Origin of the sequence: Lysinibacillus sp. VIII_CA (assembly GCF_049943995.1) — a bacterium.
Taxonomy (GTDB): domain Bacteria; phylum Bacillota; class Bacilli; order Bacillales_A; family Planococcaceae; genus Lysinibacillus; species Lysinibacillus pinottii.
This window is the reverse complement of sequence record NZ_JBNFXM010000009.1, coordinates 53,884-68,183: the sequence shown is the minus strand read 5'-3', so window position 1 is coordinate 68,183 and position 14,300 is coordinate 53,884. Positions and strand designations below refer to the sequence as shown.

The 14,300-nt window shown below is 37.2% G+C and carries 10 protein-coding genes; 5 read left to right on the top strand and 5 right to left on the bottom strand.

Annotated features, from left to right (window positions below):
* The first annotated feature begins 305 nt into the window (after positions 1–305).
* Positions 306–2,360 (top strand): transglycosylase domain-containing protein, encoded by a 2,055-nt coding sequence (locus ACP3VS_RS13765; protein WP_036218165.1) that lies wholly within the window; start codon positions 306–308, stop codon positions 2,358–2,360.
* Positions 2,361–2,716: 356 nt separating this feature from the next.
* Here the strand turns inward: ACP3VS_RS13765 and ACP3VS_RS13760 are convergent, their stop codons facing one another.
* Positions 2,717–3,235 (bottom strand): YwhD family protein, encoded by a 519-nt coding sequence (locus tag ACP3VS_RS13760; protein ID WP_012292710.1) that lies wholly within the window; start codon positions 3,233–3,235, stop codon positions 2,717–2,719.
* A gap of 145 nt (positions 3,236–3,380) precedes the next feature.
* On the opposite strand from ACP3VS_RS13760, the gene ACP3VS_RS13755 reads away from it, so the two are divergent.
* Positions 3,381–3,566: a 2-hydroxymuconate tautomerase gene (locus ACP3VS_RS13755; protein ID WP_012292709.1), complete on the top strand. Its 186-nt coding sequence runs from the start codon at positions 3,381–3,383 to the stop codon at positions 3,564–3,566.
* A gap of 189 nt (positions 3,567–3,755) precedes the next feature.
* Entirely contained in the window at positions 3,756–4,316 is a 561-nt protein-coding gene (locus tag ACP3VS_RS13750; RefSeq protein ID WP_232900810.1) for a class A sortase, read from the top strand.
* A gap of 43 nt (positions 4,317–4,359) precedes the next feature.
* Here the strand turns inward: ACP3VS_RS13750 and ACP3VS_RS13745 are convergent, their stop codons facing one another.
* The 3 genes from ACP3VS_RS13745 to ACP3VS_RS13735 all read right to left on the bottom strand — a co-directional run bounded on the left by ACP3VS_RS13745 (position 4,360) and on the right by ACP3VS_RS13735 (position 11,591).
* A complete protein-coding gene (locus ACP3VS_RS13745) occupies positions 4,360–9,513 on the bottom strand; it encodes a collagen binding domain-containing protein (protein ID WP_426388956.1) in 5,154 nt (1,717 codons plus the stop codon).
* Positions 9,514–9,897: 384 nt separating this feature from the next.
* Positions 9,898–11,205, bottom strand: coding sequence for an HD domain-containing protein (locus ACP3VS_RS13740; RefSeq protein ID WP_332292617.1), 1,308 nt, complete (start codon positions 11,203–11,205; stop codon positions 9,898–9,900).
* Between the two features lie 158 nt (positions 11,206–11,363).
* Complete coding sequence (locus ACP3VS_RS13735; protein ID WP_008179127.1) at positions 11,364–11,591, bottom strand: DUF1450 domain-containing protein; 228 nt, start codon at positions 11,589–11,591, stop codon at positions 11,364–11,366.
* 237 nt (positions 11,592–11,828) lie between these two features.
* On the opposite strand from ACP3VS_RS13735, the gene ACP3VS_RS13730 reads away from it, so the two are divergent.
* A complete protein-coding gene (locus ACP3VS_RS13730; protein ID WP_025115432.1) occupies positions 11,829–12,479 on the top strand; it encodes an RsfA family transcriptional regulator in 651 nt (216 codons plus the stop codon).
* A 34-nt stretch (positions 12,480–12,513) separates the two neighbouring features.
* On the opposite strand, the gene ACP3VS_RS13725 is transcribed toward ACP3VS_RS13730, so the two are convergent.
* Positions 12,514–13,350, bottom strand: coding sequence for a lipoate--protein ligase family protein (locus ACP3VS_RS13725; RefSeq protein WP_012292704.1), 837 nt, complete (start codon positions 13,348–13,350; stop codon positions 12,514–12,516).
* Between the two features lie 155 nt (positions 13,351–13,505).
* Here ACP3VS_RS13725 and hemQ point away from each other — a divergent pair, with 155 nt between their 5' ends.
* Complete coding sequence (gene hemQ, locus ACP3VS_RS13720) at positions 13,506–14,255, top strand: hydrogen peroxide-dependent heme synthase (protein WP_031418454.1); 750 nt, start codon at positions 13,506–13,508, stop codon at positions 14,253–14,255.
* Positions 14,256–14,300 lie beyond the last annotated feature (45 nt).

Below are 14,300 nucleotides of genomic sequence, written 5' to 3'. Positions count from 1 at the left end.
TATAAATAAAATATTATTTTGAAAAACAACTTATCTTAAAGTCCATTATTATGGCTTACAGGATTGTAATGAAACCTGTATCCTTTTATCCTCGTATACATTATTGGAACGTCTAGCAAAATTCGATTAAAATCTACAAAGCGTAATTTTCTTGTCGAATGCCAGCGTTTCAAGTAGTACAAAAAAAGTATAGATGTTTTTGAATAAAGTGCAATAGTTTTTAGGTAGAATTTCGATTAAAGATGAATGTTCGAACACATACTAACATTAAGTTCGAAGTTGTGAGAAAACGAGGTGAGAGTCGGATGAAACGAAAAAGCTATCATCGAAAGCAAAAGCGTGTAAAGCGCACACGGAAATCACTTACTTATTTTGTCGCCTTTGCAACTGCAATTGTCGTAGCATTTGTAGCACTACGCATCTATGTTCAAGTGGCTGGTGCACCGCCTTTAACCGTACCTAAAGCCTCCATTTTCTTAGATGAAAATGAGAACCAAATTGGAGACCACTTTACAAATCAACGACGTTATTGGGTTGGCCTCGAAGAGATGTCACCTTATTTAAAAGAAGCAGTAGTAGCTGTTGAAGATAAAGATTTTTATAAACATGGTGGCTTTGACTATTCACGTATTGCTGGTGCGATTTTAGTGGATATTAAAGCTGGAGGAAAGGTACAAGGAGCGAGTACAATTACCCAGCAATATGCACGTAACCTCTATCTTTCTCATGAGAAATCTTGGACACGTAAATTAAATGAAGCTCTGTATGCTTATAGATTAGAAGTTTTTTATGATAAAGACGAAATTTTAGAGGGTTATTTAAATACAGTCTATTACGGTCATGGGATGTATGGTGTTGAAGCAGCCAGTCGATTTTACTTTGGAAAGTCTGCTCGTGATTTAACGCTTGCAGAGGCAGCCATGTTAACAGGTGTACCAAAGGGTCCAAGTATCTATTCGCCAATCGCTAATTTGGACAAGGCTACAAATCGCCAACATGTTATTTTAAAGCTTATGGCAGATCAAGGAGCCATTTCACAAGAAGAAAAAACTCGTGCAGAAAATGAACAACTTGTTTTGAAAAATGATAGTTGGGTAGCAACCAAATCTGTTGCCCCCTATTTCCTAGATGTTGCTTGGCAAGAAGCGAGTGAAATTTTAAAATCAAAAAACCTGGATATTAGTGAGGGTGGCTGGACGATTCAAACGACCTTGAATCTTGAACATCAAAAAGCAGCCGAAGAAGCAGTGGCAAAAAACATGCCTGCTAATGACCTTCAAACAGCCTTTGTTAGCATGGAATCTAAAACAGGTGCTGTCACGGCATTAGTAGGTGGACGTGACTATGCAGTAAGTTCCTTTAACCGTGTGACACAGGCTAAACGTCAACCAGGTTCTACTATTAAGCCTATTTTATATGCGGCTGCTTTAGAAAACGGATACACTCCACTTACTTTTTTAGATGTGGGTGAAACAACATTTACTTATGATAACGGACGAGGAACATATGCCCCTAAAAATGTGAATGGGCAGTTTGCTGATCATGATATGACTATGGCACAAGCTATTGCAATTTCAGATAATATTTATGCTGTGAAGACATTAGAGGACATTGGCTTCAAGGAATTTCACGATATGGCGAACCGTTTTAATGTTGGAATTGGTGCAAAGGATAATTTATCAATAGCACTTGGCACAATCGAAACAACGTTATATGAAATGACAAATGCCTACAATGTTTTAGCATCACAAGGGCAGCAAACAACTCCGACGGCAATTGTATCCATAAAAAATGCTAATGGAGATGTGATTTATGAAAACAAGGGTGTTACGAAAAAGTCGGAGACCGCTATTTCCAAAGAGAATGCATTTATCTTAACGGAAATGATGACAGGTATTTTTGACCCTGTATTCAGCGATTACTCACCTGCAACAGGTATAAGCATTCGCTCACGTATGACCCATACTTATGCAGCAAAATCAGGGTCTACCAATAGCGACCAGTGGCTCATTGGTTTTACACCAAGTCTAACTGCTGGAGTCTGGAATGGCTATGACCAAGGGAAAAATCTAACGACAAAAGAAGATACTGCAGCGACAAAGCAAATTTGGATAGACTTTATGGAGGCTGTAAATAAAGGAACAAAAAATGAAGACTTCAAAAAGCCAAAAGGTGTTGAAGGTGTTGTCATTGATATCGAAACAGGTAAATTAGCGACCGATGCTTGTCCTAAACAACGCCTTGTATATATGGAATCTAAGGATGTACCAACTGAAAAATGTACAAACTTCGACATTCTTGACAGTAATACATGGGGAGAATTTTGGAATATGCTTCCATTCTCGATCTTTAAGGACTAAGAAAAACCAGCATTAATCAGGAAACCTTTTTAAACCTAATACGTTTTTAGCTATGAAGGCTCTCGACAAAGTAACAGATATACGAAAAATAAGAAAAGCTTTCTCTTCCCCGGAGACGTGTCCGTGGGAACAGAAAGCTTTTCTTTTTATGGTTTGCGAAGTATGAGCATCATGGGGCATTTGGCTTGGGTTTGGGTTGTTCAAATGCCGCATAGCGCTCATCACTTTCGCGAAACCAAGTGTCCTAGCTTACTAAAATGTAAGCTCTGCCTCAAGTTTACTTTGTTTCAAACTCACTTTCAACCTAATATCGAAAACGATTGCAAAATGTCACAGTTTGTTCAATCATTAAAGGTCTATTCGACAAATAAGTCTTGACGCAATTGCTCGCTACTTCGCTCCCACAGGTCTGGATTAAGTTGTTCTAGGAAAGTAGCTAACACTTTTTTAGACGGTATATCCATATGCTCTACGATAATATGACGCTTCATGGATTTATCCATTTTATTCACATGATCAGCCAAAATTTTATAGCCACGGCGTTTTTCACGGTTAACTACCATTTCACAAGCTGTTATACCAGCATAGTAAGGTCCATCCTCTTTATGATCGATTGTCACCCATACTAGCCAATATGGCTTTCCACCCTCTGAATCAGCACGATCCGTTGTAAATTTAATTCCGCGTTCCACATCGCTACGCGCATGCATAGCACCAATCTCAACAGATGCTGTACCCTCTTCGATATCTATAATGACTGGCGATACATTTTCTAATGAAAGCGAGCCAATCCCAAACCCCTTATGTCCATCGGTTGGATCATTTTTTATAATAGTAAAGCCCATTTTTTGTTTTGGTTTTTCTTCGTTTGCCATACTTAAATACCCTCCATTCTGCTATTATATAAGGAAGCATATAGCCACAATTAACCTGGCACGTATGCCTCAATGCAAGTAAGAAGTTTATACTACTTTCTTATAAACTAACTATACAACATTATTCTATAAAGGAGGCAATATTATGCCATACGTAACAGTTAAAATGCTTGAAGGTCGTACAGAGGAACAAAAACGTGCCCTTGTAAAAGAAGTTACAGAAGCCGTTTCTCGCACAGTGAATGCACCTGCAGAAAATGTAACAGTTTTTATTGAAGAAATGTCTAAAAACCATTACGGCGTTGCAGGCGTTCGTTTAAGTGATAAATAAATTGAACTTGGGTAGAGCCACCTAATGCTCTACCCATTTTTAAACTTTTCGGTATTACATAATTATGGCTAGGATGTGATGTGATTAATGAAAATGAATAAACTTAAACTGACCTTACTCCTATGCGTGCTTATCATCGGCCTGTTACTAATATTTATCACACCTATTCAAAATAAGATGATCGCACGGATGAGTGACAAATTAAATGCAGTTGAATACAGCACAGACGATATCAAAAAGAACAACCAGCTTGATGCAGATTTTGAGTTCGAAGCTGTGCAATCACTGTCCATCGCCGAGGTTCTCCAAGCCCAAATAAAGGCTAGTAAAATGCCCGTTATTGGCAGTATCGCCGTACCTAGTGTCCATATGCAACTTCCCATTTTGAAGGGGGTAGGCAATGCTGTTCTTGCTATTGGAGCAGGTACAATGAAGCCTAATCAACAACTCGGTCAAGGGAACTATGCTTTGGCAGGTCATTATTTTGAAGAGAAAGATATTTTATTCAGTCCCCTCTATCAAGCGCAAATTGGCGATATCATTTATGTTACAGACATGAGTAATGTCTACGAGTATAAATTAACGACTAAAAAAATTATTGCAGCAACCGATGTTTTCATCTTGGACGATATCCCCAACCAGACGACGTTAACCTTGATTACTTGTGCAGAAAAAGGCTCCAAACGACTGGCCTTACAGGCAGATTTTGTGCAAAGCTATTCTTTAGAAAATGCCAAAGGAACCTTTTAAATCATACAAAAAGCGCCATCACTATAAGATGGCGCTTTTTTGATTATATCTCTGTTGTACGGCGACGCAAGAACCATATTGACCCAGCTACAAGCAGTAAACCAACAAATACAAGAGCTGTTTGATTGGCTCCATCTGTTTGCGGTAATTTACCTTGTGCTCTCAACTGTGCTTCTAAGCGCTCTGCATCCGCTTTAATTTTATTGATATCAATAGCTTGAGCTACCTCAGTTTGCTCATCTTTTGATAGCTTACTATATTTATTCAGGAAATCTTTATAAGCATCTAACGTATTTTTAGTTACGTTTGATGGATTATACGGTGGTAATTGTTTCCCTTGATCAATAACATTTTGTGCTGAAGTGCCACCATTACCAGGAGTTGTAGGTTTGTTTGTATCTGGTTTGGGATTGCTTGGCTCAACCGGCTTCTCTAAATCTGGATTTGGTTTATTTGGACCGATTGGTTTCCCCGGATCCGGGTTTGGTTTGTTTGGATTAACCGGCTTCTCTGGATCTGGATTTGGCTTATTTGGCTCAACCGGCTTCTCTGGATTTGGCTTGTTTGGGTCAACTGGTTGCCCTGGCTCTGATGTTGGATGATCCGGATCAGTTGTAGGATTTGTTACAGGTGGTGTAGGCTGAATTTTAGCCTCACAAGTATTACCTACCTCGACTGTCCCAATGATTGTACTTCCATTCTCTTTCACAATATATTTACCAGGCTTTATGAATGAATTACTTATTGTAATTTGACCTATATTATTTGTTATAAATTCTTTAGTACCACTTTCTTCTACCACTTCACCATTTTCATCTGTAAATGTTACTTTAACACCTTCACGAGGCTGACCATACATATTGTTAATGGTTAATGTGAAAATTGGACAAGCTGGAGCAATAGGCAGTTCTACTTTACAAATTTGTTTATAAGAAACTACAATTTCACCTAAATACACTTTGTTGTCATAAACATTATACTTACCTGCCGGTACATCTTTAGAAACAAATGTCATGCTACCATCAGCTTCAATCACTGTTGAAATAACGTTACCTTGTTTATCTTTAATAACAACGTCTTTTCCAGCCTTAATTAGGACATTATTTTTATCCTTTAACTCTACTGTAAAGCGCTCGCAGGCTGGTTTTTGCTGAACTTCAGCATGGCAATCAATATTGCTGGAGAATTCCCCAATTTTATTTCCATCCTTATCAAATACACTATAAACACCTGGCTCTAAATCTTTTATCTCAACTTTCCCATCTTTTGTTTCTTCAGTAGCTACCGTTTTGCCATCTATATCTTTAATAGTTACTTTCGTTTTATCTTCTATTAATTCTCCATCAACATCTTTGACCGTTAAATCGAATGTTTCACATTTTGGTGCTTGTATAATTGTAAATTCATAACCACAGCTTTTCTTGTATGTCAGTGTAACTGTACCTAAAAATTGGTTACCCTCATATATTGTGTATTCACCTGGTTTTACACTATTAGTAGGATCATTTGAATGAACAATAAACCTACCTCCTGCGTCAGGAGATACCTTTGTCACTACTGTAGTACCTTGCTTTAATGTTAATTCTAAAATATTTGTACGAATATTACCTTGACCATCTCTCACAACAATTGTGTAGTTTTCACATTTCGGCACTGGTTGAACTACAGCTTTACATCCACCATCATATTTCACTGTTACCTTTCCTAATTCACCTTCAACTGAATGAGATATAGTATACTCACCAGCAGTAAAATGATTAGGTAATGTCACTTTGCCATTTGTTACGTTGTATGGTGCTGTTTCTGTACCATTGGGATCCTTTAATGTAACTGTCCCTGTAGTAATTGAATGACCATCCATATCCTTAATTGCTATTTCGAATTGTGTACAACTACCACCCACTATTGGTGTCGTATTGACAAGTTGTGTTATTAAGTCTGGCTGCTTATTTAGTGTCGTGTTTTCATCTAACTTAAATTTAAAATCAGACATTTTAGTATAACCAGTTGGTGCTGCTACTTCACGGATGAGATAGTCATTGTACGGCACATTTTCAAATGTGAATTCCCCATTTGCATCTGTAGTAGCTGTTTGTATGATATATTCATTTGGTTTTGCGGTTTTTTTAATTAGTTGGAATTCAACATCCGCTAAATTTTCTTTAAATTGACCTGTAGCTGAGTCGATACCAATCTTTTTGAATTTCGCACTGCCTCGTGTTGACGAAAAATCTGATTCAGAGCTACTAAAGCTAAATTTACCCTTAAAGTCACTCTCAGTTTTTTGATTAGCCTTTGTTTGCCCCGTATAATGCAATGTTGCTGTATTTTCTAATGCATCACCCATTTGACCAAAGCCTATTGTTTTATACTGTACTTGATACCCTTTTCGATTTAAATCAGGGAATTCGAGGCTAAAGCCTCCTTGAGTATCAAACTTGACAGTTACCCCTAATTGTAAAGGTGTTTGCCAGGTAGATGCATTTTGAATACCAGTTTTAGATACTGTATATGGTGCTAATAGAATACTACTTTCCAATAACATTAAATTATTACCTGGTAAATCTGTTAAGATGACATTTTGACCTAAATCAGAATGAGATTTATTCACATCTAATGTCCAAGTGATTGTTTCTTTACTTGCGTTTTGTTGTGGTTTATTTTTTGTCACTAAATTGTTCGCTACATTCTCATCAATTTTTACTGGCGTTGATTCCAGCGTAAATTCTTGCGTACCCTTTGTTTTGAATGTGGCATCATTCGTATATACATTCCCTCTTTCAGTAGCCGTATCAGAACCAATACCTAAAATGTGATCGTCATCCATTGTGTTATAACGAACCACATATGCTTGGTAGTTTATGTCTCCTGATAAGGAATCACTGAATGTTAATGTAAAGCCTTTATCTGTTTCAGCTGAAATTGTGTAATTGTTCGGGTCAATCGGTGTAGTACCAATAGTTCCGCCTGTATCACTACCACCTAAATTAGTTAAAGGTAATACTTCAATTGTTCCCGGTAAATACTTATGTCCCTCACCAACTGTATCAATTAAAATAGCTCCATTAATATCCTTTTTATTGATATTCACTTTTACATCCCATGTAAATTGCTGTGTGGAGTAGTCAAACGATCCCGATTTACTGCCATTATTAACAGTAGTTGATTGTGGAATATAGCTCGCAGAAGCTGATTTTTCATATACTTTACCGCCACTTGTCCACTCTGTAGCGGCTGTATTTCCGTACCCTTGCTTTTGTACAGTACCCTCATCACCAATTGCGAAGCTCGTTTGATAAGTGATAGTTGATGTACTACCTGCTGGTACGTTAATACCTGAAATTGTAAAGCCTTTTTTCTTATCTCCACCAATTAGAGTATAAGTAGTTGCTATACCATTAAGCTTTACAGTGTTGTCTATTAACTCATGCACCCCATCTGCAGCACCAGCTGTAAATGTATCTGTTAGTGTTAGGTTGTTAATTGATTTAGTTGGATTATCAGATACAATGTTGACCGTCCATGTAATTACTTTTTTATCAAAATCAACGGTATATGATTTTTTTAATAGGTTTTCAGTAAGTACATAGTTTATATTCTTCTCTTTACCTGAACCGCTTGTCACACTATTATTAAACAGCCCTGCTTCATTTTCATAAAAATCCTGTTTAGTATAGTTCGCATCATACACAATTGTATAGGCATCTGAAATATCGTTATCAAAGGTTAATGTGAAGCTTTTAACATTTCCAGCTGCAGGAGTAATAGTAAATCCATTTGTTACTCTATTAGCTTCCGAAACTGTTGTCGCCACATGGCCAGCTGCATCGTTCATTTTATAAACCTTAATGCTTGATGCATCGATTTCGTGAGGACCTTTAATTGTATCTATAACATATGCATCAGATTGATCGATACTTAACAAATTATGATTGTAATCAATATGCCACTTTGTTTCATAGTTTGTATTTTTATCTAACTTTTTATCTAGCGCTTTACCATACGTAATGGTGTGTGTTGCCATATTAGAAGATTCTATTTGTCCATTGTTAGTAAATTGTACCCTGTTATTAAAATTAACTGCACCATCACGTTTATCCGCCTCTAATGTTACAGACGTTTTATACGTAATTTTATATGCATACTTACCAGTCAGCGTACTTTCAATATCGCTCCAACTACCATTTGTCAGAACATTTTTTTCTGTACTTGTTCTCACTCCATTAAGACCAACCTCATATTGATAAACATTCACGGAATTAGCCATAATTTCATGTGATGTTGGCTCGTCTGTTAAAGTTGGATTACTTAATAATTTACCAGCTTCATTAAACCATACCTGCCATTCCATCTCATGATTACCACTTATTGTTGGTGAAGGAGTCCCTATTTTCTCCTTACTTACCTTTTTGTTGCTCGTTGAAGGTAAGAAAGTAAATTTAACTTTAATGATCTCACTACCACCTGTGGCTGCCGGAATTTCCAGATCTTGCTCAATGTCGTCTGAAAGGTTATTAAAACCAGCATTAAATATGATGGTTAATTCCTCTGGTTGAGAGCTTCCTGAGCCGGGCTCCATTCCACTTAACTCTACACGAACTTTATTATCCGTAGTTACATAATTATATGTGATACCGTTTACTGTCTTGCTACCGGTGAATGCCCCATCAAAATCAATTAACGACTGCGGCAATTGGAATTCAAACCAACTCCCGTCTCCCCAAGCTTCTGCTTGACTATCTTGCATTGGCACGGAAAATTTAACCGTGAAGTTAGCAGTTGTATTAGGATCTAATTCTGCACCAAATTCACCTGCTCCAACTGTTTTTTCACCAATTTTCATTACAAATGATAATAGTGAAGCTGGAATTTCTTGAGCAGCCAATGGTGTATGATTCACTGGCAATGTTTTAGCGGGTTCATCATCCACTTTTTCTTCTTCAGGAGCTTGGCCCTCAGGAGCTTGCTCCGTATTTTCATTTTCTTGCGGTGTTGTAGAAAGCTCTTCCTCACCTATGTTATCTTCTGACAACTCTGTGTCATTGCTCACAGGTGTAGATGGATTTTTTTCCATTTCATCAACCGAACCATTGTCATTCACGACTGGTGGTGTCGAAATGTCTTCAGAAGCAAATACTGACAGTGGGCTGAGTAGTGTTTGGAACACTAACAACATGGTCAGCATAGCAATGTTCATTTTTTTCTCATGACACTCCTCTTTTCTTAATAGATAGAGAGCTTGATTGTTTGCTGCGACGATAGCTTCCTTTCATTTTCAGATAAAGCCTGCCACAAACAACGGTTTCTCTCCTCCCTGAAATTAACTTGTCATTCTTGTGAATAAAAGCCAAATTGTATCCTAACATAGGACATAAGAATTAACAAATTATAAACTTTCCTTTATTTTATTTTAGAAGCATTACTTTTGTGACGCATATAAAAATAAACATCACCACCTTTTATCATTTTTGATACATTATAACTAAAAGCGCTGAACAAATTCTAAACAATCATCTAAACATACAAAAAAAGCAGTAAACATCGCTCCTTTGAACGTGTTTACTGCTTTCTATTTCATATTTTATTTTCCGTCTTTTCCTAACAAGGTTAATATTCTCCGTTTAACGGTCGCGTGCGTAGAATCATCTTCTAAAAAATCTAAAGGAAAATATATTTTATGGTCCCTCTTCATCCGTCCTGAAATAGAATCAACAATAATTGATTCACGTGAAAGCTCACGTAGCTCACCATTTTTCATTTCTAAGAAAATCGGCACGCGTACTTCCTCTTCACCAGGTCTGTAAAAATCATAGGGCAAATCAGCCGTTGTATCATGAACAAGATAGTAGTCTGGGTTCAAGTTTGCCTCTTTGAAAAGTTCCTGTAGTTTTTGATATTTATCAAGCTCGACACCAGGATCTAAATCAATGTATTGGAATAGCTTGCGATTAACAAAACGGCGACTTAAATCACTTAGAATCGTATCTTCCTCTCGCATCCATAGTTGAAAATATGTAAAAAGAATACTCTCATCTAAGGCAAGGTAATCTTCGAGCGTAATTGCATTACGGAAAAATGCTAGGAAGTGAGTAGGTTCATGCTTAAATGTATAACCTTCCAAACTTAATTGTTTTACTCGTTTTAAAATTTTATTTAAAATAACCTCTGCACTACGTGACACAGGATGGAAGTAAATTTGCAAGTACATTTGATAGCGGCTCATAATATAATCCTCTACTGCATGCATACCTGTTGCTTTTATGACCACTTGGTTTTTGCGAGGACGCATCACTCTTAAAATCCGTTCCATATCAAAGTGACCATAACTAACTCCAGTAAAATAAGCATCACGTTGTAGGTAATCCATACGATCCGCATCAATTTGGCTTGAAATTAAGCTAATTACTTGTTTGTTTGGATATGTCTTTCCTATTACTTGAGATACCTTTTCAGGAAAATCAGCTGCCACTTTTTTCAGCACAGCATTTACTTCTGTATCACCCAATAAAATTTGTCTTGTATAATATTCATGATCCAGTTCAAAGACATTTTCAAAGGCATGTGAGAATGGCCCATGTCCTAAATCGTGTAAGAGCGCCGCACATAGCACTAAAAGTCGTTCACCTTCATCCCAATCAGCACGGCCAACAAAGATATCATCCACTATACGACGTACAATTTCATATACACCAAGTGAATGACTAAAGCGGCTGTGTTCTGCCCCATGAAAGACTAAAAATGTGGTACCAAGCTGACGAATTCTACGTAAACGCTGAAATTCTCTTGTACCTACTAAATCCCATATCACCTGATCCCTTACATGCACATAACGGTGAACAGGGTCTTTAAATACCTTTTCTTCTTGTAATTTAGCGTTTGCATATGTCATTTGTATAGCACCCCCATTTTGTTATAGTTCTATTATATGCGATAAATCTAGGACTAGCATACTTATTCACATTTTTCTATAGATACTTACAACCTTTTTATTTCTATTGCTATAAATGAACAAAAAGCTTTCTCCAACAAGTAGAGACAGCTTTTTGTTTACTTATTCTTTAATTTTGTTAAAACCTTTTCCATTAGTTCTTCTTCGGTTAATGCAGCAACAGGGCGGCTATTTACAAAGGTAAATGTTTTTTTGCGTCCTGGACCACAATAAGAATGACAGCCAATTTCGATGGTTGCATCAGGATCGATTTCCTTTAATTTTGGAATTAACGTTTTTAAGTTAACGGCCTGACATTCATCGCAAACTTTAAATTCGTTTGCCATTTTGTCAACAACCCTTTCTATATAGTATTTTTCAAACAAAAAATCGCTCGCTCTATGGAACGCATGACCTTCACATATTTAAGTATGCAGCATACGTACAAACCTACAACGGGTATTGTATCGTACTTTTCCCCTTCTATTCAAGCATAATTCCTTTTACATAGATGAATAAAAGGTTAAAAGATTGGTCATGCTAGTCTTAAATAACAAGTACCAAAAAAGGTGGAGGTTTTTAATATGAGTAAAATCAGACAAGATGCTTGGCTAGAAGAAAATGATGAATTGTTAGCAGAGGCGGTAATTCGTCACGTAACGGAGGGGAGTACACAGCTAAATGCCTTTGAAGAAGCTGGTGATGCGTTAAATCGTACTGCTGCAGCCTGTGGTTTCCGTTGGAATGCTGTTGTTCGTAAAGAATATGAAGAACAATTAGCTGAAGCTAAAAAAGAAAGAAAAGAAAGAATGCGAGTGTTAGGAGCTCCTGCAAGACGTCGCACTTCTAGTATGTTTACAGTGAATAGTAGTGCTGCAGAAGGAAAATCAATTCCGCTATCTGCTCTTTCTCTTGATATTGTTATAGCTTATTTACTGCGTTTACAGCATTCTGGTGAAGTAGGCAATGAATCTTCAAAATGGAGACAGCTTGTCCATGTAACATCTGAGAAAAATAAAAAACTAGAGAAAACTATTACAAAGCTAGAAGAAGAAAATCGAGCAATTCGCAAAGATTATGAACAATTCGTTCAAATTATGAATCGTGCTAGACGACTTGTTACGTTAGATGAAGAGGAAGAACGTGTTGCACCTGTTTTTAAAATGGAGAAAAACGGAAATCTAGTAGTAAGTAGTTCTAATTTCCAGCCTGAAAATGGCGATGCGCTTAATTAGCAGCATCGCCTTTTTTATGTTTGTTAATATCAGTCTATTCATGTCGTTCTAGCATTTTAGCATTTCGCTCAAAAACACGCTTTAAATAGAAACCATATAACGTTAATTCTTCGTCATGAAAAGATTCTGGATGTACTTCACCAGCTAAGCGATGAAGTAATTGCTGTAGACGAATAACGACTCCCTCTACAGTTAAGTGTAGATCGACAAGCTCCGATAATGATGCCATGACTTCGGGAACTATTTGTGGATAATTAAATTTCGTCTCTTCCTGTTGTAAGCTTTCCTCATAAAAATCACGAATGAGTGCAGCACGCTGTGAGCCGCTACCTTCTATACATAAATAGATTTGCACAGCTACACCTTGGCGTAAACGTCTTTGTGAAATTCCCGCAAACTTTTTCCCTTCAATACTTAGATCATACGAACCTGGGCAATATGAGCCTACAATTTCATAGGCTTCAATCTTCTCTGCCACCTCTGGAAACAAACCTTTAACGAGGTCAACCATCACATCATAGCCATCATTTATACTTAATGAATCCATTTGTTCAGATAATACAATAGAAATGTTTAAAATTCCTTCATCAAGGACAACGGCTAATCCACCAGAGTTCCGAACGATAGGTTGATAACCTCTTGATTCTAGTAAATCCATTCCCTGCTGTACATATGGTAAACGATGATCTTGGATACCAAGCACAACGGATGCCTCATGGACCCACGTCCGAATAGTTGGGGGTGATACTAATTGTCCAACTAGTTGACACAGCGTATCATCAGTGGCAAAGGATTCTAACGGAGATCGCTGCTTTGCACTAATTGATTGATCATAATAACGCCAAATTGGCTGCTGTAAAATACTTTTCATATTGGTGCTCCTCTAATTCCATCTCTACTCTTTAGCATACATCATCTATAGTTGGTGTCAAATTCGTGAATAACATTCATGAACTTAGGGAATTTGCACAAACTATGATAAACTAATTTTGAATGGTATTCACTTATAAAGGAGTGTTTTCAATAATGAATGAAGCAGCAATTACGTTAGATGGATGGTACGCTTTACATGATTTTCGCTCAATTGATTGGGCTTCATGGAAGCTCGTTTCTGCTGAAGAACGTCAAGCAGCAGTAGAAGAATTTCTTGCTTATTTAGAGAAATTAAATGAAGCAGATATTGCTAAAACAGGTGCTCATGCCTTCTATGCAATCGTTGGTCAAAAGGCTGACTTTATGATTATGACATTGCGTGAAACGATGGATGAGCTACAAGAGCTTGAAGCAGAATTTAATAAATTAGCCATTGCTGATTTTACAATTCCTACATATTCTTATGTATCTGTTGTTGAGCTTTCAAACTATTTAGCTGGCGAATCAAATGAAGACCCATACCAAAATCCACATGTACGTGCACGTCTATACCCTGAGCTTCCTCGCTCTAAATATGTATGCTTCTATCCTATGGATAAACGCCGTCAAGGAAATGATAACTGGTACATGCTATCAATGGATGAGCGCAAATCATTAATGCGTTCTCACGGCATGATTGGTCGCGGTTATGCAGGTAAAGTAAAGCAAATTATTACAGGCTCTGTTGGCTTTGATGATCACGAATGGGGCGTAACATTATTTGCTGATGACGTTTTACAATTTAAAAAATTAGTGTATGAAATGCGCTTTGATGAAGTTTCTGCTCGCTACGGTGAGTTTGGCGCATTCTTCGTCGGAAACCTACTTGATAACGATAAATTAGTTACATTCTTAACGGTTTAATAATTACAATTAAAAATGTTAAAATGCGAGTCCCCAGTGAGGACT

Bases quoted from the DNA above. Each gene is read 5' to 3' on its own strand.
- ACP3VS_RS13750 (WP_232900810.1), top strand. From the start codon at position 3,756: ATGAGTGACAAATTAAATGCAGTTGAATACAGCACAGACGATATCAAA.
- ACP3VS_RS13735 (WP_008179127.1), bottom strand. From the start codon at position 11,591: ATGGCAAACGAATTTAAAGTTTGCGATGAATGTCAGGCCGTTAACTTA.
- ACP3VS_RS13760 (WP_012292710.1), bottom strand. From the start codon at position 3,235: ATGGCAAACGAAGAAAAACCAAAACAAAAAATGGGCTTTACTATTATA.
- ACP3VS_RS13740 (WP_332292617.1), bottom strand. From the start codon at position 11,205: ATGACATATGCAAACGCTAAATTACAAGAAGAAAAGGTATTTAAAGAC.
- ACP3VS_RS13755 (WP_012292709.1), top strand. From the start codon at position 3,381: ATGCCATACGTAACAGTTAAAATGCTTGAAGGTCGTACAGAGGAACAA.
- ACP3VS_RS13725 (WP_012292704.1), bottom strand. From the start codon at position 13,350: ATGAAAAGTATTTTACAGCAGCCAATTTGGCGTTATTATGATCAATCA.
- ACP3VS_RS13765 (WP_036218165.1), top strand. From the start codon at position 306: ATGAAACGAAAAAGCTATCATCGAAAGCAAAAGCGTGTAAAGCGCACA.
- hemQ (WP_031418454.1), top strand. From the start codon at position 13,506: ATGAATGAAGCAGCAATTACGTTAGATGGATGGTACGCTTTACATGAT.
- ACP3VS_RS13745 (WP_426388956.1), bottom strand. From the start codon at position 9,513: ATGAACATTGCTATGCTGACCATGTTGTTAGTGTTCCAAACACTACTC.
- ACP3VS_RS13730 (WP_025115432.1), top strand. From the start codon at position 11,829: ATGAGTAAAATCAGACAAGATGCTTGGCTAGAAGAAAATGATGAATTG.